19 protein-coding genes and 1 tRNA gene are annotated in these 20,399 nt (G+C 68.2%); 13 read left to right on the top strand and 7 right to left on the bottom strand.

Features of this window, described 5'->3' with window-relative positions; genetic code table 11:
• Positions 1-2: 2 nt before the first annotated feature.
• From ACFW3F_RS11340 to cobC, 3 genes are all read right to left on the bottom strand, one after another.
• Positions 3-740: a zinc ribbon domain-containing protein gene (locus tag ACFW3F_RS11340; RefSeq protein ID WP_388057279.1), complete on the bottom strand. Its 738-nt coding sequence runs from the start codon at positions 738-740 to the stop codon at positions 3-5.
• 80 nt (positions 741-820) lie between these two features.
• A complete protein-coding gene (locus ACFW3F_RS11335; protein WP_388057277.1) occupies positions 821-1,963 on the bottom strand; it encodes a Nif3-like dinuclear metal center hexameric protein in 1,143 nt (380 codons plus the stop codon).
• Positions 1,941-3,137, bottom strand: a complete 1,197-nt coding sequence (cobC, locus tag ACFW3F_RS11330) for an Rv2231c family pyridoxal phosphate-dependent protein CobC (RefSeq protein ID WP_388057275.1) — start codon at positions 3,135-3,137, stop codon at positions 1,941-1,943. Before cobC ends, ACFW3F_RS11335 begins: the two co-directional genes overlap by 23 nt.
• A 30-nt stretch (positions 3,138-3,167) precedes the next feature.
• Here cobC and ACFW3F_RS11325 point away from each other — a divergent pair, with 30 nt between their 5' ends.
• Entirely contained in the window at positions 3,168-3,854 is a 687-nt protein-coding gene (locus ACFW3F_RS11325; protein WP_388057273.1) for an HAD hydrolase-like protein, read from the top strand.
• A gap of 48 nt (positions 3,855-3,902) precedes the next feature.
• Positions 3,903-4,382, top strand: a complete 480-nt coding sequence (locus ACFW3F_RS11320; protein WP_388057271.1) for a low molecular weight protein-tyrosine-phosphatase — start codon at positions 3,903-3,905, stop codon at positions 4,380-4,382.
• A 369-nt stretch (positions 4,383-4,751) separates the two neighbouring features.
• Here the strand turns inward: ACFW3F_RS11320 and ACFW3F_RS11315 are convergent, their stop codons facing one another.
• A complete protein-coding gene (locus ACFW3F_RS11315; RefSeq protein ID WP_388057269.1) occupies positions 4,752-5,756 on the bottom strand; it encodes a putative zinc-binding metallopeptidase in 1,005 nt (334 codons plus the stop codon).
• 37 nt (positions 5,757-5,793) lie between these two features.
• On the opposite strand from ACFW3F_RS11315, the gene ACFW3F_RS11310 reads away from it, so the two are divergent.
• On the top strand, positions 5,794-6,780 hold the full coding sequence (locus ACFW3F_RS11310) for an SURF1 family protein (protein ID WP_388057267.1): 987 nt from the start codon (positions 5,794-5,796) through the stop codon (positions 6,778-6,780).
• Here the strand turns inward: ACFW3F_RS11310 and ACFW3F_RS11305 are convergent.
• A complete protein-coding gene (locus ACFW3F_RS11305) occupies positions 6,758-7,693 on the bottom strand; it encodes a cobalamin biosynthesis protein (protein ID WP_388057444.1) in 936 nt (311 codons plus the stop codon). The two genes, ACFW3F_RS11310 and ACFW3F_RS11305, sit on opposite strands and share 23 nt — an antisense overlap.
• Positions 7,694-7,919: 226 nt before the next feature.
• Here ACFW3F_RS11305 and ACFW3F_RS11300 point away from each other — a divergent pair, with 226 nt between their 5' ends.
• Both ACFW3F_RS11300 and ACFW3F_RS11295 read left to right on the top strand, forming a co-directional pair.
• The gene (locus ACFW3F_RS11300) at positions 7,920-8,729 is read left to right on the top strand and encodes a spermidine synthase (protein ID WP_388057265.1); all 810 of its coding nucleotides are present in this window, start codon (positions 7,920-7,922) and stop codon (positions 8,727-8,729) included.
• 152 nt (positions 8,730-8,881) lie between these two features.
• Entirely contained in the window at positions 8,882-10,879 is a 1,998-nt protein-coding gene (locus tag ACFW3F_RS11295) for a protein kinase (RefSeq protein WP_388057263.1), read from the top strand.
• 46 nt (positions 10,880-10,925) lie between these two features.
• On the opposite strand, the gene ACFW3F_RS11290 is transcribed toward ACFW3F_RS11295, so the two are convergent.
• Positions 10,926-11,750, bottom strand: coding sequence for a maleylpyruvate isomerase family mycothiol-dependent enzyme (locus ACFW3F_RS11290; protein ID WP_388057260.1), 825 nt, complete (start codon positions 11,748-11,750; stop codon positions 10,926-10,928).
• Positions 11,751-11,908: 158 nt separating this feature from the next.
• On the opposite strand from ACFW3F_RS11290, the gene ACFW3F_RS11285 reads away from it, so the two are divergent.
• The 6 genes from ACFW3F_RS11285 to ACFW3F_RS11260 all read left to right on the top strand — a co-directional run bounded on the left by ACFW3F_RS11285 (position 11,909) and on the right by ACFW3F_RS11260 (position 17,450).
• Positions 11,909-13,516, top strand: coding sequence for a protein kinase (locus tag ACFW3F_RS11285; RefSeq protein WP_388057258.1), 1,608 nt, complete (start codon positions 11,909-11,911; stop codon positions 13,514-13,516).
• A 75-nt stretch (positions 13,517-13,591) separates the two neighbouring features.
• Complete coding sequence (locus ACFW3F_RS11280; RefSeq protein WP_388057256.1) at positions 13,592-14,575, top strand: helix-turn-helix transcriptional regulator; 984 nt, start codon at positions 13,592-13,594, stop codon at positions 14,573-14,575.
• 103 nt (positions 14,576-14,678) lie between these two features.
• Positions 14,679-15,770, top strand: coding sequence for an NAD(P)H-binding protein (locus ACFW3F_RS11275; protein ID WP_388057254.1), 1,092 nt, complete (start codon positions 14,679-14,681; stop codon positions 15,768-15,770).
• 53 nt (positions 15,771-15,823) lie between these two features.
• On the top strand, positions 15,824-16,531 hold the full coding sequence (locus ACFW3F_RS11270) for a type II CAAX prenyl endopeptidase Rce1 family protein (protein ID WP_388057252.1): 708 nt from the start codon (positions 15,824-15,826) through the stop codon (positions 16,529-16,531).
• Positions 16,532-16,714: 183 nt separating this feature from the next.
• Positions 16,715-16,789, top strand: a tRNA-Val gene (locus ACFW3F_RS11265).
• Positions 16,790-16,928: 139 nt separating this feature from the next.
• Entirely contained in the window at positions 16,929-17,450 is a 522-nt protein-coding gene (locus ACFW3F_RS11260) for a hypothetical protein (protein ID WP_388057250.1), read from the top strand.
• On the opposite strand, the gene ACFW3F_RS11255 is transcribed toward ACFW3F_RS11260, so the two are convergent.
• Positions 17,447-18,646, bottom strand: a complete 1,200-nt coding sequence (locus ACFW3F_RS11255; protein ID WP_388057248.1) for a tyrosine-type recombinase/integrase — start codon at positions 18,644-18,646, stop codon at positions 17,447-17,449. The genes ACFW3F_RS11260 and ACFW3F_RS11255 overlap by 4 nt on opposite strands.
• A gap of 333 nt (positions 18,647-18,979) precedes the next feature.
• Here ACFW3F_RS11255 and ACFW3F_RS11250 point away from each other — a divergent pair, with 333 nt between their 5' ends.
• Both ACFW3F_RS11250 and ACFW3F_RS11245 read left to right on the top strand, forming a co-directional pair.
• Positions 18,980-19,177, top strand: coding sequence for a helix-turn-helix transcriptional regulator (locus tag ACFW3F_RS11250; protein ID WP_388057246.1), 198 nt, complete (start codon positions 18,980-18,982; stop codon positions 19,175-19,177).
• A gap of 274 nt (positions 19,178-19,451) precedes the next feature.
• A complete protein-coding gene (locus ACFW3F_RS11245) occupies positions 19,452-20,375 on the top strand; it encodes a bifunctional DNA primase/polymerase (protein ID WP_388057244.1) in 924 nt (307 codons plus the stop codon).
• Positions 20,376-20,399: the final 24 nt, after the last annotated feature.

Here is a 20,399-nt window from a genome sequence, read left to right as displayed (position 1 = left end):
GACTAGAGCCCGGACTCGACGGTCCGCACGAGGATCGCGCCGCACTCTTCGCAGCGGACCACCTCATCGGAGTGCGACGCACTGATGGTGGCGATGGTCCCGCGATCGAGTTCCATCCGGCACGCGCCACATCGGCGTGCCCGCAGCAGTCCGGCACCGATGCGGCCGCCGGCGCGCTGCTTGTCGTACACCGCGAGCAGCGGTGGGTCGATCTCGGCCTCGAGGGACTCGCGGCGTTCCCGCACCCGCGAGAGGTCCTCGTCGATGGCGCCCAGAGAGCGGTCTCGCCGGACCTGGGCCTCGGCGACCTTCTCCTCGAGGTGGGCGATGGTCGCCGCGGCTCGATTGCGCTCGGACTCGACGGCCTCCTGCTGCTCCATCAACGACAGCATCTCGTCCTCGAGGACCGCGCGCCGACGACCCAACCCGGCGAGTTCGTGTTGCAACTCCGACAAGGCTTTCGGCGCCAGGCCACCACCGGTCAGCAGCGCCGAGTCCTTGGCCTCCCGGTTGGCCATGCCGGTCACCTCGGAATCGATGCGACGATACTCGCGCCCCAGGTCCTCGGCGGCGATCTCCGCACGCACCAGATCGTCTCGCGCGGCGTCGATCGCGGAGTTGTGCTCGGCGATCTCGGCGTCCTCCGGCAGGGTCTTGCGTCGATGGACGAGACGGTTGATCTCGGCATCGGAGTCCGCGAGATCGAGCAGCAGTCGCTGCACGGCGGCGTCGACTTTCATTGCGGCCTCCTAGTCCCTGAAAGTCCCCCTACCGTACGCGTGGGGTCCGGGACAGTCGGCGGCGGCTCGGGTTTGCCGATTCAGCCCGGACTGTGTAGCGCGAACGGATCGGTCGGCGCATCGAAGACCGTCACCGGCAGCCCCGATTCGGCCTCCAGCAACGCCCCTACCTGGGCACACCACGGGAATTCGGTTGCCCAGTGCCCCGCGTCGACGAGTGCGGGCCCGCCGTCGCGGAGACTCTCGTCGACCGGATGATGGCGAAGGTCGGCGGTCAGATAGACGTCGACGCCGAGACCGCGGACACGTCCGAGCAAGGAGTCCCCGGCCCCGCCGCACACCGCAACGGTCCGCACCAGCGCGTCGGGGTCGCCCGCGGCGCGGACGCCGGTCGGGGTACGCAACACCCGGGCGGCCTGATCGACGAAGTCGCGCAGCGTCATCGGTTCGGCGAGCGACCCGACCCGGCCCAGCCCGACGTCGCTGCCGAGGTCGGCCAGTTCGAACACGTCGAAGGCCGGTTCCTCGTATGGATGGGCGTCGCGCAGGGCACGCAGGACCCCGGCCCGCAGCCCACGGGTGGCGACCATCTCCACCCGTGCCTCGTCGACGTGTGTGCGCATCCCGATCTCACCGATGGTCGGCGACGCGTCCTCACCCGCCTCGAATTGTCCGGTCCCGACGACCGTCCACGAGCAGTCCCGGTAGTCGCCGATCGCCCCCGCGCCCGCGGCGAACATCGCCTCACTCACCTGCTCGACGTTGCCCTCCGGCACCATCACGACCCACTTGTCCATCGCCGCAACCGGTTTCGGGTCGATGGGGACGGTCCCGCGGAGCCCGAGACAGTCGGCGAGTGCGTCGGAGACGCCGGGCCGCGCACTGTCTGCGTTGGTGTGCGCGCACAGCAGCGCGATCCCGTTTCGGATCAACCGGTGGACGATCCGGCCCTTGGGGGTGTCGGCGGCCACGGTGGTGACGCCGCGCAGCAGCAGGGGGTGGTGCGCGACGACGATCCCGACGCCGGCCTCGATCGCGGCGTCGACCACCGCTTCGGTGACGTCCACGCACACCAGCACCGACCGCGCGGAATCGGCCGGGTCTCCGCAGACCAGACCGACCGCATCCCACGATTCGGCGAGGGCGGGCGGATACGCACGCTCGACGACGCCGACCACGTCGCCGACCGTGACGGACGCTTCAGTCGGCGTCGTCGACTCCACTGTCGATCTCCTCTCGTACCAGGTCGATCGCGCGCGTGAGCGCCCGAACCTGCGCAAGCCCGCGCACGGCCAGCCGAAGATGGGAATCTCCGAGGCCGACGAAGTTGGCGCAGCTGCGCACCGCGAAGCCGTGGCGGATCAGACGCTGTTTCACCTCGGTGGCGTCGCGCATCTCGACCAGGACGAAAGGTGCCGCGGGCTCGGCCGCCACCCGGACCCCGCCCCGCGTCAACTCGTCCACCATCTCGGCGCGCTCGCCGGCGACCATCCGCGCGGTCTCGGCGCAGTAGTGCTGTCCTTGCTCCTCGACGCAGGCGGTCAATGCGGCGAGCGCGGGCGTCGACACCGCCCACGGTCGACGGCCGGCGCGCAGTCGGTCGAGCAGTCCCGGCGGTCCGAGCAGATAACCCGCACGTAGTCCGGCCAGACCGAACGTCTTTGTCACGCTGCGGATCACGAGAAGATCGGGCCAGTCGACGGCGGCGAGCGACTGGGGTTCGGGCGACCCGTCGGCGCCGAGTGTGAGGTCGGCGAAGGCCTCGTCGATCACGATGATCCGACCCGGCCGGCGCAACGCGGCGATGGCCTCGACGGGATGCAGTACCGAGGTCGGGTTCGTGGGGTTGCCCAGGATGACCAGGTCGGCGTCGTCGGGCACGGTCGAGGTGGTGCCGCTGCCACCCGGAGTGGGGAGCTGCCACGGTGCGGTCAGCGCGACCTGCGTGATGGGTATGCCCGCGGCCCGCAGCACGATCTCCGGTTCGGTGAACGACGGCTGGATCAGGGCAGCATGGCGTGACCCCAGCCGCGGGAGCATCTCGAATCCGTCAGCAGCCCCGGAGAGCAGCAGCACGTCCTCCGGACGGCGACCATGTGCCGCGGCGATCGCGTCGACGGCGCGTCGCTCGTGCGCTCCGCTCGGATAGCGCGCGAGGTCGTCGAGTCCCGACCGGATCGCGTCGAGCACGAACGGAGGCGGCGTGCCACGGACGTTGACGGCGAAGTCGACGAGCCCCGGCGCCGCGTCCTGGTCACCATGTCGTTCCAGGTCGGTGAGATCGGCGCGCGGCGGACGCGTCTGCGCCATCCCCTCGCCGGCACGTACCCGTCCGACGGATGCGGACGGGTACGAGAGACCGCTCTCGACATCGAGCGCGTCGTACCCAGCTGTCATGTGTTCAGACCTTACGTGCACGATGGAGACGTGACGACGACGCCGGATCCACGCCACCCCGAGACCGTCCTTCTCGTCGACCTCGACGGCACGGTCACCGACAGTTTCGCAGGGATCGAGAACAGCTTTCGACATGCGCTCGCCGTGGTCGGGGCACCCGAACCCGACCCCCGCGTCGTGGCCGGCATCGCCGGACCGCCGATGATCGACACCCTCAATGCACTGGGGCTCTCACCCGAGTCGGCCGACAAGGCGATGCTCGCCTATCGAGAGCGTTACACCGAGGTCGGCTGGCTGGAGAACTCGGTGTTCGACGGGATGGGCGAGCTGCTCGCCGATCTCGCCGCCGGGGGGCGGACCCTGGCGATCGCCACGTCGAAGAACCAGACCACCGCGCGCCGAATCCTCGAGCACTTCGGTCTCGCGGACCACTTCCGCTACATCGCCGGGGCCAGCGACGACGGCACACGTCGCGAGAAGGCCGACGTGATCGCCTCGGCCCTCGCCGAGCTCGGACTGCCCACCGACCCGCAGACCGGCCACGTCACCGGTCCGGTCGTCATGATCGGCGATCGCAGCCATGATGTGCTGGGCGCAGCCACATTCGGCATCTCAGCGATCCTCGTGCGTTGGGGTTACGCTCTGGACGGGGAGGAACAGGGCGCGACCTGGGCGGTCGGGTCCGTGGCCGAACTGCGCGATGTCCTGGGTGCGTGACCCCCACCCGACGGACGGCTGACGGCGAATCGACTTGTTGAGGTAGCAGTGGCTGACGAACTTCACATCTGCTTCGTGTGCACGGGCAACATCTGCCGGTCACCGATGGCGCAGAACATCTTCCGGACGGCGCTCGACGACGCCGGGCTCGGCGGCAAGGTGCGCGTGTCCAGCTGCGGGACGAGCGGCTATCACGTCGGCGAACCGGCCGACAACCGCGCTCGGACCGAACTGGTCGCGCACGGCTACTCCGATGCCCACGTCGCCGCGCTGCTCGGGCCCGAGCACTTCGACGCCGATCTTCTTCTCGCCATGGACGAGGGCCACGTGCGTGAACTCGAACGCAAGCGACTCGGCGACCGCACGCGGTTGCTGCGCTCGTTCGACCCCTCGGCGTCCGCCGACGACCTCGATCTCGCCGACCCGTACTACGGGACCACCGACGACTTCGTGGTGACGCGGGAGCAGATCGAGAGTTCGATGCCGGGACTCATCGACTGGGTACGGGCCGAGCTCGGGGTCTCCTGAGCGCGACCCGCACCACCGCGGCCCGCCGGGGCCGACGTGCGAACGAACGCTGCGCTCCCTGAGGCGTGAGCAGCCACCCTCTACTCCCCGACGTCCGAGCAGCCACCCTTTGTTCCCTGAGGTGCGAGCGAAGCGACCTTCTGCTCCCTGAGGTGCGAGCGAAGCGACCTTCTGCTCCCTGAGGTGCGAGCGAAGCGAGCCACGAAGGGTCCCGCAACGTGTCTCACCAGGCCCTTCGAGGCTCGTCGCTAACGCTCCTCGCACCTCAGGGACCAGGGGTTATGCAGTTCTCTCGGATCAGGAGGCCGGTGGGTGGCTCTTCGATCCGGGAACAAGGCATTGCGGTGTCATGAACCCAGAACCCTGGCCTCAGGCCGCCGGGGCGACGAGATTGTGCACGAATCGGATCTTGGTCAGAACCGCCTCGGGCAGCACGAACGGGTACAGGTCGGGGTGACCCATCGACCGGTTGATCTGGTTGAGCGCCCACGTCAGCGGTAGCCATTCGTCGACGACGCGATCGAAGCCGACATCGCCGGGCGACACCCCGTCGAAGGTCGCTCCCGCCGGCGCCATCGCGAACGCCGCAGCGGTGTCGAGGGTGTCGCGGATGTGCAGGTAGTGCGCGAACGTCTCGGCGAAGTCCTCCGCCGGGTGCATCGTCGCGTACGAGGACACGAAGGTCTTTCGCCACCCCTCGGGAGCGCCCTCGCTGTAGTGGCGATCAAGGGCCGCTTGGTAGTCCTCGTCGGGATTCCCGAACAACTCCTCGAAGCCCGGGCGACGATCGTCGGTGATGAGGACGAGCTGGTAGTAGTGACCGACCTCATGCCGGAAGTGGCCGAGAACGGTCCGATACGGCTCGTCGAGTTCGACACGCATCTGTTCGCGGTGGACGTCATCACCTTCGGCGAGGTCGAGGGTGATGACGCCGTTCGCGTGGCCGGTGATGACCGACTGCTTCGCGCTGGAGAGCAGGTCGAAGGCCAGGCCCGAATCCGGGTTCTCCTCCCGCGTCTCGACGGGCAACCCGAGTTCGTCCAGTTCCAGGACGAGGCGGCGCTTGGCGGTCTCGGTCTGGCCGAAGATGACCAGCGCCTCGGTGTCCTCGTCGCCCGGCCGGGTGCGGGTGAGGCGGCATGACTCACACAGGGTCGGTTTGCCGCTCCACTTCACCAGCCAATTACATTGCGCGACCTTGGTGTTGGCACAGCGTTCGAGCAGCACACCGTCGACCTCCGCGCGCGCCTTCTCGTCGAGGACATGGATGGACCTGCTTTTCAACCAGAACCCGAGGGCGCTCCGGCAGTTCAGACACAGACTGTTCTCGAAGGAGAGACGCTGACCGCACTTCAAGCAGAGGAAGTCTCGCATTTCGATCAGGCTACCCCCGCTCGGTAGCCTGGGCGGTGTGCACGTACTGCGAACGATCCTCAAGCCCGGGTGGATCGCCCTCGGTCTCGTGGTCGCGGCGTTCGCGGTGGCCTGCTTCACCCTCCTCGCACCGTGGCAGCTGGGCAAGAACTCCGACACCGAACGGCGCAACGACCTGATCCGTACCGCCACGTCGATCGAGACGGCGCCGCTGGCCGAGGTCGCGCCGTCGTCGACCTTCGTGCCGTCGTCCGAGTGGCGGTCGGTTGCGGTGACCGGGCGTTATCTGCCCGAGCACCAGGCCCTCGTCCGGCTGCGCAACATCGACCAGCAACCCGCGGTGGAAGTTCTCACCCCGTTCGCGGTCAGCGGGTCCGACCGGGTCATCCTCGTCAACCGCGGGTTCGTGCGCCCGGTCGAGGGCGCCGTCCCCGACATCCCAGCCCCGCCGGTGGGCGAACAAACAGTAGACGGCCGGATCCGGGCAGCCGAGAGCGTGAGCACCGACCGCGGCACCCGCGTCGAGAACGGCGCGCTGACCGTCGCAACCATCAATCCGGGCCTGGTAGCCGCCGCGACCTCGACCCCGATGGACGACTTCTACCTGCAGCTCTCCCCCGACCAGCCCGGTTCACTCGGCGAGATCTCGCTGCCACAGCTCGACACCGGCCCGTACCTGTCCTATGGCCTGCAATGGCTGGCCTTCGGTGTGATGGCCCCCCTCGGCGTCGGATACTTCCTTTACACCGAGATCCGCGCTCGGCGTCGCGCGGCCGCCGCGGCAGCGGAGACCACTGTCTCCACCCCGGCCGGCTCCGACCCCGATCCGACGTCGGAACCGATGGCAGCTGCCGCGCCGGTGGTCGAAACGCGCGCTCAGCGTCGGCAGCACCGCCGAGAAGAGCTGCGGGCCGCGGGCGGAACCACGGTGACCCAGCAGGTCGGCGACATCGGCTACGGCCCGCGGACCGGCGACGAGACCGGCGACGTGCGCGACAAGCTCACCCGGCGATACGGCGGCTGAGCCGGCGCACTGCTGCCACCACGCCCGGTCGGGCCACCGCGGCAGCCGCGCACACCAGCACCGTCGCCCGCTGTACGCGCCGCGACAAGGCGACGGCGGCGCCAAGATCCGCCGGTCCCGGCGCGGGTCCGGAGCCCAGCGTCGGGCGCACCTCGACCCCGTGCGGATAGACGGTCCGCCCACCGAGCTGCACCCCCAGCGCACCCGCGAATCCGGCTTCGACGACCCCCGCGTTCGGACTCGGATGGGCAGCGCTGTCCCGACGCCAGGCGGCGATCGTCCGGCGTGGTGCCCCGCCGACCACCACCAGGATCGAACCCGCGAGCCGCGCCGGCAGCAGGTTCGCGACGTCGTCCACGCGCGCGGCCGCCCAGCCGAAGTTCCGGTAGCGCACGTTCCGGTAGCCGACCATCGCATCCAGCGTGTTCACCGCCCGATACCCCAGCACACCGGGGACACCCGCGATCGCCCCCCACACCAGGGGTCCGACAGTCGCATCGGAGGTGTTCTCCGCAATCGACTCGAGAGCTGCACGACACAGACCCGCCTCGTCGAGTGACTCCGGGTCCCGACCGCACAGGCTCGGGATGAGTGCGCGCGCGGCGGCGATGTCGCCGGCCTCCAGCGCCTCGGCGACCGCGTCGCCGACCCGGCACAACGAGGTACCGCCCAGCGCGACCCACGTCGACGCGGCGGTCACCGCGATCCCGGCGAGGCCCGGAAAACGGCGACCCGGTAGTGCCGCGAGGACCACCGTCGACCCCACCATCACCCCGACCAGCGCGGCACCCGCCACCCGCGAATCCCGATAGAGATGCCGCTCCACCGCACCGGTCAGCAGACCGAACCCGGCCACCGGATGACCACGAGTCGGATCACCGAACACTTCGTCGGCGACGAACCCGACCACCAACCCCGCGGCGGTGACGACACCGCGGCGGCGATCGAGACGCGGACGACGAACATGCGGCGGTCTGAACACCGCGCGATCGTATCGACCCGGGTCCGTGCTCATCCGGCCCGCTCGCTTCGCTCCCGGCGCCGTGCTCATCCGGCCCGCTCGCTTCGCTCCCGGCGCCGTGCTCATCCGGCCCGCTCGCTTCGCTCCCGGCGCCGTGCTCATGCCACACTTGTCCCCCGTGGCCCGGACAACCGCACACCCGACACCCGGTCGGTACGACATCGACACCGGCGTCGCCGAACTGAGCCGCGACACCATCGCCGGTGGATGGCTGCTGACGATCAACGGAGCCCACAGCTCGCACATCCATCCCGACGACCCCACCGCGCTCGACTTCGAGTACCTGCGGCAGATGGCGGCCGTCATCGAGGAACGACACGCCGCCACCGACCGTCTGCGTGTCCTGCACCTCGGCGGGGCGGCCTGCGCGCTGGCACGCCATCTCGATCACCGCTATCCGGACGCCCGCCAGGTGGCCGTCGAGATCGACGCCGAACTCGCACGCCTCGTGCGGGAGTGGTTCGACCTCCCCCGCGCGCCGAAGCTTCGCATCCGTGTCGGCGACGCGCGGCAGGTCGTCGAGTCGCTGCAGCCCGGTACCCGTGACGTCGTCGTGCGTGACGCTTTCGCCGGCGACCGCACGCCGCGACACCTCACGACCCGCGAGTTCACCGAACGCGTCCGCGACGTCCTCGCCCCGGGTGGGCTGTACCTCGCCAATTGCGGCGACAGCCGGGATCTCGCCGGCGCCCGCGCCGAAGCCGCGACCGTCGGATCGGTGTTCGAGCACCTCGCACTCATCGCCGACGCCGCGATGTTCAAGGGCCGACGTACGGGCAACATCGTGATCGCGGGCAGCGACGTCGCGCTCGATCCGTCGCCAACGCTCATCCGCACCCTGCTCAGCGATCCGCTGCCGGCGCAGATCCAGTCCGGCGACCGTGCACGCGAGTTCGCCCGCGGCGAGGCCCTCGCCGACGAGACGTGAGGTCGGTTCCGCCCGTGGGCCACGGGACACGGGCCGCACGTCCACTCCGCACAATGGATAGGGTTGATTCGATCCCGAGGCCGACCTGACGCGGACGTAGAGTCGACTGTGCCGACACCGGGAAGCAGACACCGGGGAAACCGAGGGATGACGTGACCGATCCATCGTCGCGTGCGGGCACGACGCTGGGCCCGTACCGCATCGACAGACTCCTGGGTCGTGGCGGTATGGGCGAGGTGTACGAGGCCTACGACACCGTCCGGGAACGCCGCGTCGCGCTGAAACTCCTACCACCACACCTGGTGCACGACAAGGACTTCCGCGAACGATTCGAGCGGGAGTCGAAGACCGCCGCGAAACTCTCCGACCCACACGTCATCCCGATCCACGACTGGGGCGAGAAAGACGGCGTCCTGTTCATCGACATGCGGCTCGTCGACGGGCAGGACCTGCGCAAGCTGCTCGCCGCCGGTCCGCTCCCGGCGTCCCGGGCCGTTGCGATCCTCGGTCAGGTCGCGTCCGCCCTCGACGCCGCGCACCGCGACGGCCTCGTCCATCGAGACATCAAGCCGGACAACATCCTCGTCGATGCCGACGACTTCGCCTACCTCGTCGACTTCGGTATCGCCCAGGGAACCAGCGACAGCCGGCTCACCCAGATCGGCACAGCGCTCGGAACTCTCGCCTACATGGCACCGGAGCGATTCGGCGACGACCCCGCCGGGCCGAGCTCGGACAACTACGCGCTCGCCTGCGTGCTCTTCGAATGTGTCACCGGTCAGACGCCGTATCCGGCAAAGACCGACCAGGGTCTGATGACCGCACACATCACCAAAGAGCCACCGACGATGGGGGGCCCGCTCGACCCGGTGATCGCACGTGGACTCGCCAAAGACCCGGCGCAACGCTATTCCACGGCACGCGAACTGATTCGGGCCGCGTCGACCGCGCTCACCGATCCACCTGCGTCGTCGGCGCCACCGACGGTGACACCGCGGATCGTGACCCCACCCCCGATGACACCGCCCCCGATGACCCCACCCTCGATGTCGCCACCCTCGATGTCGCCGCCCACGTACACGCCGGGCGGGTCCGGCTCGGACACGTTCGCCAAGCCAGGCGGACCGGTTCCCTCGGACCGCACGATCATCTCGCCCGGCACACCGGCATCCGGCCAGGCCGGCACCGCACGCGGGTTCACGCCACCGCCCGGACATTCCGGCCCGCAGAGACACTCGGGCCCCCAGTCGTACTCGGGTCCCCAACAGTTCTCGGGTCCCCAGCAGTTCTCGGGCCCCCAGCAGTTCTCAGGTCCTCAACGATTCTCCGGCCCCCAGCAGTTCTCGGGCCCCACCCAGTGGGGTGGCCCGCCTGCGGCCCCACCAGGGAAGTCGAACACCGGCCGGAACGTCGCCATCGCGATGGGTGTCGGGCTGGTCGTGATCGCGTTGGCCGTGACCGGCATCGTCGTGGTCCTGTCCGGGTCCGGCGGCGACGACGCGGCCACGCCGAGCACGTCGACCAGCGCACTCCCGGCGGGCACGGTGACGTGCGACTACCCCGCGCGTACAGCTGTCGGCGGGATCACCGAGCCGGCACCCGCCAGGAGTCAACCCAACACCGGGACGGTCGGCGCGCAGATCCCCATCGCGGGGCAGGGCACGATCGATCTGACGCTCGACCGCGCCGAGGCGCCCTGCAACGTCGGGGCGATGGTCTCGTTGATCGAGTCCGGCTTCTACAACAGCAGCAAATGTCACCGCGCCTCGCGGCAGTACCTGATCTGCGGCTCGTCCGGGGGCCGGGAGGGAACCAATCCGGGCTGGACCAGCCCGGACGAACTACCGGACAACCTGCCGTCGGCCGGCACCGACGACGACGGGGTACCGCAGGTCACCTACCCTCGCGGCAGCGTAGGCATCCTCGATCTGCCCGACGACGAGGGCGCCACCGGATCGACCACGTTCTTCCTGCTCGCCGACGACACCGACCTCCCCCTGACCTACTCGATCGTCGGCACCATCGACCCGTCCGGACTGGCCGTACTCGACAAGGTCCTGGCCGGCGGCTTCACCCCGACCCGCCCCGGGGCGGCGTCGGGCCCGCCGAACCAGAACCTGCTGATCCAGAAGGCGACCGTCAGCGAGTAGCGCGCGGAGTCCAGTGGATCCGGACCGAGCCGCGACGGGCCGCCGGTCAGATCACGTAGTTCATCCGGCTCAGGATCGCTTGTCCCAGAGCCTGATCGCCGTGCAGTTCCACTGCGGCCGGATCCGCGTCGCGTCGGCCACCGGCATACCGCGACAAGTTGGTCGCGTCCAGACGGATACGCACATCGGCCGCGTCGTCACCGCCGTCGAACCCGTCGACGACGCCCGCCCGGTCCCCGACCGCGATCCGCACCGTTCTCGGGGACACCCCGGTGATGTCGAAGAGCACAGTGCTGCCCGCGGGCGCATCGGCGCGCTTGCCGACGACGAACGGCAGGGACGCACCGATCTCGTCGAGTGCGAACGACGCCGGACCGGGTTCGGCCACCGCGGAACGGTCGGTGCCATCACGCAGGTCGATCTCGTGCACCCAGCAGTCGAAGATCCGGATCCGCATGAAGCGACCGTAGGTGTCGGATCCGGCGGGCGTCATCGTCGAGGCGTCGAAGTCGTCCTGCGACATGGCTTTCAGCGCCGCAGTGCGAACGCCGATGATCTCGTCGAGGGCCGCGACGACCTCGGCTCGCGGCTTCGGACGGTAGTGGTCGACCCACTTCTCGTTGAGTTCGCCGATCGGATTGCGGACGTGCTCGAGGGCGCTGACCGTGCGGGTGGCCTCGACATCACGACCGTCGAGCATGCTCTCGGTACCGACGATGTGGGCCACGATGTCGGCATTGGTCCAGCCGGGCAGGACCGAGGGAGCCGACCACTCGGCGTCGTCGAGCGTGCGGGCGAGCTCGCCGATCACACCCCACTGCGTGATCAGTGCGTCGGTCACCTCGTCGATCGGCAGGATCGTCGTCGCCATCGTCACTCCTCGGGTCTGTGTCGGCGGTGTGGTCGCCGGAGGGCCATTCGGATCAACCGTATCGGGGACCCAACCGTGAATCCCGGGACCCGCCGAACGGGGGACAACGGCCGGTGTCGGCTGACGGCGGAGCACGGCGCACCCCTACGCTTGTCGATGTGTCTGCATCCGTGCGCGCCGGTGACCGGCTCGGCCCCTACCTCATCGAGGGGCTGATCGGCCGGGGCGGAATGGGTGAGGTCTACCGCGCCATCGACACCCGCAAGGATCGGGTCGTCGCCCTGAAGTTGCTCGGACCCCAGGTCGCCGACGATCCCGCGTTCCGCGACCGGTTCCATCGCGAGTCACGCGTCGCCGCCCGCCTCAACGATCCGCACGTCATCCCCATCCACGACTGGGGTGAGGTCGACGGCCGCCTGTTCATCGACATGCGCCTGGTAGACGGCCGGGACCTGCGCACGCTGCTTGTCGAGGACGGGCCCTTGCCGGCCGAACGTGCGTTGCGGATCGTCGGCCAGATCGGTGACGCTCTCGACGCGGCGCATCGTTCCGGGCTCGTCCATCGTGACGTCAAACCCGACAACATCCTCGTCGACGATCGCGACTTCGCATACCTCGTGGATTTCGGTCTCGCGCAGGCGGATACCGATACCCGGTTCACGAGCACCGGCACCGCGGTCGGTTCCTTCGGCTACATGGCGCCCGAACGATTCGGCGACGGCGCCGTGGGACCTCCCGCGGACATCTACGCGCTGACCTGCGTGCTCTTCGAATGCCTCTCCGGCACACATCCGTTCGCGTCGGCCACCACCATCGAACGCTTGATCGCCGCCCATCTCACCACCCCACCGCCGCGTCTCGGCGCGGTTGTCGACCAGGTCATCGCCCGCGGGATGGCGAAAGATCCGGCGCAGCGGCAGCATTCGTGTGCCGAACTCGTCGCCGACGCCGGGGCCGCGCTGCGCTCGCAGCCTCTCGGTGGTGCGCCGACGATCATTCCCACCGGACCCCCGACCGTCGTGCCCGTCTCTGCCGCCGGGTCCACTCTCGGCGCCCCGTCCGGTCAGGCCGCCCCGTCCGGTCCGGCCGGGCCCTCTGGACCGGGCGCGCCGTGGGATGCCACCCGAGCCGCGGTCTGGACCGCGCCGCCCCGGCGCCGCTCGCCCCTGGTCCCGATCATCGTGGCCACGGTCGTCGTACTGCTGATCTGCGCCGGTATCGTCGCCTGGGCGGTCGTCACCACCCAGCGGGACGGCCCGGCCACCGCCGGCGATGTCACACCACTGCCGACGGCCACCGAGACCACGCGCTCGCCGACGATGTCGGCCTCGGTGGTGCCCAGCCCGATTCCCGGACCCACTTCTCCACCGGGTCCGTCGTCCCAGCCCGGACCGGCACCAGAGCCCTCGGCGAGTTCACCGCGCGCGATCGTCCCCGGCGACCTCGGGCTCACCGTGCCGATGACCCGGCCGGCGTGCGACGGCACGGGGATCGTCGTGGTCGCCAACGCGACCGCGCCCGGGACCTACGCCGCCGAGGTGCAGAACTATCTGGACCAGAACCCGGGCGCGAGCTATCTCCGCACGGATCAATCGTGTCCGTCACTACGACAGAGGTTCGACGACGGCAGCCCGATCTACGCGGTCTATTACGTCGCGGGTCCAGCTCAGAGCGACGTCTGCTCGCTCAAGGGCCGTCTGGGTCCGGCCGCCTACGGCAAGTGGCTCGACATGGTTTCCGACCCGAGTGCTCAGATCGCCTGCTGACCCGCCGACGACCTGAACCGAGCGCCGGGTAAACAAGGACCGAACCTGTCCGCATCATCGGGCACGATGAGACGCATGTTGGAAACCTCCGCGCGGTTGCTGGCGTTGTTGTCACTGCTGCAGACACGACGGGAGTGGTCTGGTCGAGAACTCGCCGAGCGCCTCGACATCACCACCCGCACCGTGCGCCGCGACGTCGACAAGCTGCGCGAACTGGGTTATCCGGTGGATGCCAACATCGGATCGCGTGGCGGCTATCGCCTCGGCGCCGGTGCGGAGATGCCGCCGCTGCTGCTCGACGACCAGGAGGTCCTGGCGGTGGCGCTGGGGCTCGACGCGGTGACCACCGGCGCGGTCGCCGACATGGCGGAGGCGTCGGCGGGCGCACTCGCGAAGCTGCGGCAGGTCATGCCGTCGAGGCTGCGGCACCGGCTCGACGCATTGCGGATCGAGGCCGTGCCCCGCACGGCACCGGCGAGCGCGGTGTCCGCCGACCGGCTCACCGAGATCGCGACCGCGTGCCACCGCAGCGAGCGTCTGCGATTCGACTACCGGCGCAACGACGGCGAGGAGAGTCGGCGCGAGATCGAACCCTATCGGCTGGTGCGGAACGGAAATCGTTGGTATCTCGTCGGTTTCGACGTGCAGCGGGTCGCCTGGCGTTCCTTTCGCGTCGACCGGATGGAACCGAAGGTGCCGACCGGACCGCGGTTCACCCCACGCGAGCCGCCCGAGGGCGGTGCTGCGGCGTTCGTGCTGCGCGGTCTCGGTTCGGTGTACCGCCGCGCCACCGCGCGGGTACGCATCCACGCGCCGCTCGACGAGGTGTCGGAGATGGTGCACGAGTCCTGGGGCGCACTGGAATCCGGCGACGAACACAGTTGTGAGGTCACGCTGTACAGCACGTCGCTGACCTCGATCGCGCGCTGGATGTATGCCTTCGGAACCGACTTCACCGTTCTCGAACCTGCCGAACTCCGTGCCGAGTTGGTGGCGGCAGCGGAGTACCACGACCAGGTCGCCCAGCGGTATCGGCGGGCCGTCGACGCCCAACCGTGACCGGCACCACACCCCGTGATCCGGCCGTGACATCGGCACCGTGTCTGTCACATGAACGCCGCCGACCCGACCGACTCCGCCGAATTTCTCTACCGTCGGTGTCATGCGACTTCTCATCACTGGCGCCACGGGGTACGTCGGGTCCCGATTGGTGTGTGCACTGCTCAACGAGGGACACGACGTGGTCGTCACCTCGCGAGACACCCGAAAACTCGCCAAGTTCGGCTGGTCGTCGCAGGTCATCAAGGTGGCCATGGACGCCGATGACCCGGCTTCGGTCAAAAAGGCGATGGCGGATGCCGGCCAGATCGATGCGGTCTATTACCTTGTCCACGCCATCGGCCAGGCCGATTTCGCCAACGGCGACCGTGACGCGGCCCGCAACGTCGCCGAGGCCGCCCGCGACTCCGGAGTCAGCCGCATCATCTACCTCGGCGGTTTCGTCCCGTCGGACGACAAACTGTCGACCCATCTACAGAGCCGCGCCGACGTCGCCGAGGGGCTCGTCATCGACGGCGGGCCCGAACTCGTGTGGTTGCGTGCCGCGGTGGTCATCGGTGCCGGTTCGACGTCGTTCGAGATCATCCGGTACATGGCCGACCGGTTGCCGGTCATCCCCGAGCCCGAGTGGATCGCCAACGAGATGGACCCCATCTCCATCCGCGACGCCGTGCATTACCTGACTGCAGCGGCCGACTCGGCTCTCGTGCCCGCCGGGCACTACGACATCTCCGGCCCCGACAGTGCGCGCTACATCTCGATCCTGCAGGAGTACGTGTCGGCGATCCGGATGCCGAGGCTGCGCCTGCCGGTGTTCGGGATCTCCACCCGCCTCGCCGGACGCGTCGGTGGCATGCTCGTGCCGGTTCCCGCGTCGCTCACCGAGGAGCTCGTCACCTCCCTCGACCATCCGATGACCGCGTCTGAACACCGCATCCGCGATCTCGTCCCGCCACCGGACGGCGGCCTGACGCCGATGCGCGAAGCCGTCCGCGCCTCGGTCCGATCGCCGTATCCCCGATCGGTGTGCGATCTCGACGACCTGCATCACCTCGCCGACACCGACCCGGCCTGGGCCGGTGGCGACTGGCTCCGCGTGAAGCGCGGCGTCGTGGAGACGATCGGTACGTCCATCGGGGTGGCCACGAAGGTCGTCGGTGCCCTCCGTTCGGGTCGCGCCAATGTAGCGTCGTGACCGACAACCGATGATCGACCGATTCCCTGACCGATCGAACTAGGTGGTGATCAGTGCTGGTGACCTCACTGGCGCGCGACCTGTACGACTCCGTCGCCGCGGACCGCGACCCCGATCCCGGCGCCCACTACATCCGACGACGCTGGCTGGTCGGCATCTTCCTCGTCATCGGCGCCATCGTGCTGGGTGTGTCACTGCGTGTCGAACCCGGTGACGCGGCGTTCTATCCCCTGACGATCGCGCTCGCGGCGGTGTGGATCGTCGGTGCGTTCCTATCCGGACCGCTGCGGCTCGGCGCGTTCAGCCCCACGCCATCCCGCCCGCCCGACCGGATCGGCGCGATCGGACTCGGCGTCGTCGTGGGTCTGGCGGTGGGCGGGGCGTTCGTGGTCGGCGGCCTGATCGCACGAATGATCCCCGGTGTCAGTGACCTGGCCAACCAAGTGCTGGCGTTCGCCGACTTCGGCAGCCTCGCCGTGGTCACCGCGATCACGATGGTCAACGGCCTCGCCGAAGAGCTGTTCTTCCGCGGCTCGGTCTATTCGGCGGCACGCCCACACAACCCGATCCTCGTGTCGACGTTGATCTACGTGCTGGTCACCATGGCCAGCGGCAACGTGATGCTCGGCTTCGCCGGCGCCGTCCTCGGCACCGTCTGCGCCATCCTGCGTCGCAGCACCGCCGGGATCCTCGCACCGGCGATCACCCACGTGATCTGGGGCGCCGTCATGGTCCTGGCCCTTCCGCCGATCTTCGCCTGACCGCTGCTTTCTGATCCGAAAGAACCGCCATAACCCCTGCTCCCTGAGGTGCGAGGAGCGCAAGCGACGAGCCTCGAAGGGTCCGGCGACCCGAGCTCCTACGTCAGCACCAACCCAATTTGAGCGACCGGCCTTGGAGCGACTAAATTCGTGTGGGCAGCGCCACGTGTGTGGCCGCGGCACGCGCGTATAGCTCAGCGGTAGAGCTCTGGTCTTACACACCAGCGGTCAGGGGTTCGAATCCCTTTGCGCGCACCATATAATCGCAGTTCAAAGGCCCAACGCCTCGCAAGCGCTGAGACCGATAGGTCTGCAGTCCGCAATCAGTCCGCAGTACGAAACACGTGAACCTCTCGTCGGGCGTTACTTGGCGCTCCTGTTTCGTACTATTCGCCCCATGGATAGTTCCGTGCCGTTGTGGGCTTTCGTCGGGCTCGGGTTGGCTGCGCCGCTGGTTGCGTTGTTTAGCGTCCTACTCACGATCGGAGCGGAGAGCAGGCGTTCGCATCGGGATTGGCTGAGACACACGAAGTTCGAAGCCTACGATGCCCTTTTCGGAACCTTTCACGCCCTGACACAGACCTACAGCCGCTACCTCGACTTGCCGACCGTCACACCCGAGAAGGTCACGGAGCTGAATGACACAGCACAGAGATTCAAGGACCAGTACGAACGAACGATGCTGGTGGCGTCGATGAGGGTCTCTCTCTCGATGGAACGGGAGCTGTTTCCAACCTGGCTAGACGTCTACATCGCAGTCGAGGATGCGGTCGTCGGCGAACCGCCAGCAAACCCGCGCCGCGACGCGTTCGGTGACCTCGGTGAGACCCGGAGAGCGGTGCGATACGACCTAGGGGTGCGTCGTGATCCTGACCTGTTTGGGAAATGGCGGGACCGAGACTACGTCGTTCGCGGTTAATTGTTGCCACTGATCGCACGGTCTAGAAGCGAGAGCGCGCGGTCAGTCTCCGACGCGAACAAGTGTCCGTAAACGTCGGCCGTGAGCTTCAGCGAATGGTGCCCCATCCAGTCCTGAACTTGCTTCGGCGGGACGCCCGACGTGAGCGTGATCGACGCGAACGAGTGGCGCAGCGAGTGCAGAGTCGCGTCGCCGTCGACGCCCGCGAGGTCCCGCGCCGGAGCGAACACGCGCTTGCTGAAGTTCCCGCGGCGCAACGGCCCACCGGCAGTAGTCGTGAACACGTACTCCCCCGCATCACGGTCAGTGATCTGGACCCGCAACGGATCGACCAACGCCGCTGGTATGGGAACCTCGCGCGTCTTGCGATTCTTCGGCACGCCGACGACCACGCGCCCCGAGACCTCAGAGACGGCGGTGTCGATGATGAGACGTCGCTTGTCGAGCTCAACCCTCGAAACCCGCAGACCGGCAAGCTCGCCGAAGCGCAAGCCACACAGACCGAGCACCCGCAGCGCGAGACCATTCGATGAGACCGGGGCTTCGACGGCCGACCAGTCGGCGGACGCTTTGCTCGCCTTGCCCGCGGCGATCCGGGACGACCGCGTCGCGGCGAGGTAGTCGGCTGCGCGTCCGAGCCGTTCGATCTCGGCGGGGTCGAGGAACACCTTGTCAGTTCGCGTCATCGCGGGGAGCGGGACGTCACTCGCAGGATTCGACCGCAGCCGCTTCGACCGCACTGCGAGCCCGAGGATTTGATGCAGCACCGCGTGGCAGTGCCGGACCGACGACGCCGAGAGCTTGCGGTCAGACGTCTCGGCGGTGCCGTCGGTGAGTCCGCCGACCCACATAACGATCTCATCGTGGTCGACCTGCGCCAGCGGGACATGCCCCCACCGTGGTTTGACGTGCTTGGTCCACACGTTCTCGTAGCTCGCCTCGGTCGCGGCCGTCTTCGCCTTGTTGCCCGCGCGCCAGGTCTCTGCAACCTCGCCGACCGTGACGGCCGACTTCGACGGGTCCACCCATTCGCCGCGCACCACCGCGGCCGACTGTTCGCGCAACCACGCATCGGCCTGTTTCTTCGCCTTGTCCCTAAAGCTCTTCGTGTGCTCGCGCCCGTCGGTTCCGACGTATCGAGCCAAGTAGCGCATCCCTCGCCCGTGACGGGCCGACGGGGTGCCGTCATTGCGCACCCATCGGTCCTCGACACGAGCACCGGTGCGCCGCTTGGTCGGGACGGATTCAGGAGTAATCGGTATGAGGCCATAGTATCCGCCGCCAAACTTTAGGAGGTCAGGACATAGAGCGTGACGAACGACACATAATGTCGCATTTCCGCAGCTCGCGAGAAGTTATCGCGGTTAATCAGTAACCGATCCATCTGACTCCTGCCAGCACCGATAGGAGTTGTCACGGTTGACGTCAAATACACTGGTATGCAGTCACTTTCGACAAATTTGCCCCAGGGTGTCTTAATTCTCTCAGGCCGCTCAAGCGACCACCGGACACACCAGGGAGACCCGTCCATGAAATACACCAACGACGCATTGACCGTCACCGAAGCCGCCGCCTACCTCGGAATCTCGCGGCAGACGCTCTACAACCTCCGCTCGGCCGGCGTGGGCCCAGCGTCCTACCTGATCGGGAATCGGCTGCGGTACGACCGCCGAAACCTGGATCTCTACATCGCGCAGCGCAAGGCCGCGACATTGGTCGCTGGCTGATCTCATCTCACGCGCTGCCCCGGCGAGCAACAAACAAGCGCGAAAGCGTTCGCGCTCAATGAAAGTAGGAGAATTGCCTAGGAACGAGGAACGGGGCCCGGCTGCCCCGCCGAGCCCCGTCGCCGCACTGAGCGGTGAGCAGGAGAATGCCCATTTCGACGTTACGTCGAGCATCGGACAGTTCGCCCATGCTCGGACCGACCCAGATTCGCTGTCGATTGACCTCGATCCGGAGATCACTGCGCACACGCTGGCCGATAGCGACGTGTTGCCCATGAGGGTGCTTCCCATCGCCAACAACGGCAAGTCGCCGCTGATCGGCAAAAGCTTTCACGCTGCGACCACCGATCACTCGGAGATCTCGCGGTGGTGGAAGCGATGGCCGGACGCGAACCTCGCCGTCGCCGTGCCGCATGGGGTCCTGGTGATCGACATTGACCTCGACAAGCCCGTTGCCGCCCAGACGATTACCAGCCTCGAATCCGAGTACGGTCCACTGCCCGCAACGCGCACCGTCCGCACCCCTAAGGGTGGTTTGCATTACTACTACGCGGTTCCCGATGACGTCCGCTTCCGGGGGATCGCAGGGCCCGGCGTCGACTTGCGCGCGGGTGGCCGCCACTACGTGCTGGTGCCGCCGAGCAGGATCGGGACGGTGCGCTATGAGTACCTCGACGGCGACGAGTGGACCCCGCTCGCGGAGTTGCCGCTGTCATGGGTTGCTGGTCTTGAGCATCAGCGGCCGACGCTGCGCACCACTAAGTGGGGAATTCTGCCCGCGGCGCTGCGCGGTATCGGTCACGTGCAGTTGGAGACGGTGACGCTGGCCGATCTAGGGGGCTACCTCGACGCGCTGCCCTCGGGACGGATGGACACCCTCATGTCCCGCGCCGTCGAGCCGACCAAGCTGGCCGAGTCGATGCGCAGGGCCGCACACGACACCCTCACGCGGGTTAGCTACCGGGTGATCGCGCTCGCCGCCGGAGGGCATCCCGGCGGACGCGACGCGGTGCAGCGGGTCATCGTTGCGTTCGCGGCCGAGATCGAACGTCGGTTGCACGCCGGGGAGCCTGCGCGTGATCCCGATGAGATCACCTCCGAGGTCGTGCGTGCCGTCGCGGGTGCGGGGCGGATTCAACCGGTCGCTGCAACAGCGGGATCGGTTGGCCCTGAGCGTAGTAGTTCGTCGAGTTTGTAGGCGGGACTTCGAAAGCCGTGTCGT

It is taken from the genome of Gordonia sp. NPDC058843 (assembly GCF_042743165.1).
Classification (GTDB): Bacteria; Actinomycetota; Actinomycetes; order Mycobacteriales; family Mycobacteriaceae; genus Gordonia.
The sequence above is the reverse complement of the archived record's forward strand: the minus strand, read 5'-3'. Positions and strand labels throughout refer to the sequence as shown.

Bases quoted from the DNA above. Each gene is read 5' to 3' on its own strand.
- ACFW3F_RS11315 (WP_388057269.1), bottom strand. From the start codon at position 5,756: ATGCGAGACTTCCTCTGCTTGAAGTGCGGTCAGCGTCTCTCCTTCGAG.
- cobC (WP_388057275.1), bottom strand. From the start codon at position 3,137: ATGACAGCTGGGTACGACGCGCTCGATGTCGAGAGCGGTCTCTCGTAC.
- ACFW3F_RS11280 (WP_388057256.1), top strand. From the start codon at position 13,592: ATGTTGGAAACCTCCGCGCGGTTGCTGGCGTTGTTGTCACTGCTGCAG.
- ACFW3F_RS11275 (WP_388057254.1), top strand. From the start codon at position 14,679: ATGCGACTTCTCATCACTGGCGCCACGGGGTACGTCGGGTCCCGATTG.
- ACFW3F_RS11340 (WP_388057279.1), bottom strand. From the start codon at position 740: ATGAAAGTCGACGCCGCCGTGCAGCGACTGCTGCTCGATCTCGCGGAC.
- ACFW3F_RS11290 (WP_388057260.1), bottom strand. From the start codon at position 11,750: ATGGCGACGACGATCCTGCCGATCGACGAGGTGACCGACGCACTGATC.
- ACFW3F_RS11245 (WP_388057244.1), top strand. From the start codon at position 19,452: ATGAGGGTGCTTCCCATCGCCAACAACGGCAAGTCGCCGCTGATCGGC.
- ACFW3F_RS11250 (WP_388057246.1), top strand. From the start codon at position 18,980: ATGAAATACACCAACGACGCATTGACCGTCACCGAAGCCGCCGCCTAC.
- ACFW3F_RS11260 (WP_388057250.1), top strand. From the start codon at position 16,929: ATGGATAGTTCCGTGCCGTTGTGGGCTTTCGTCGGGCTCGGGTTGGCT.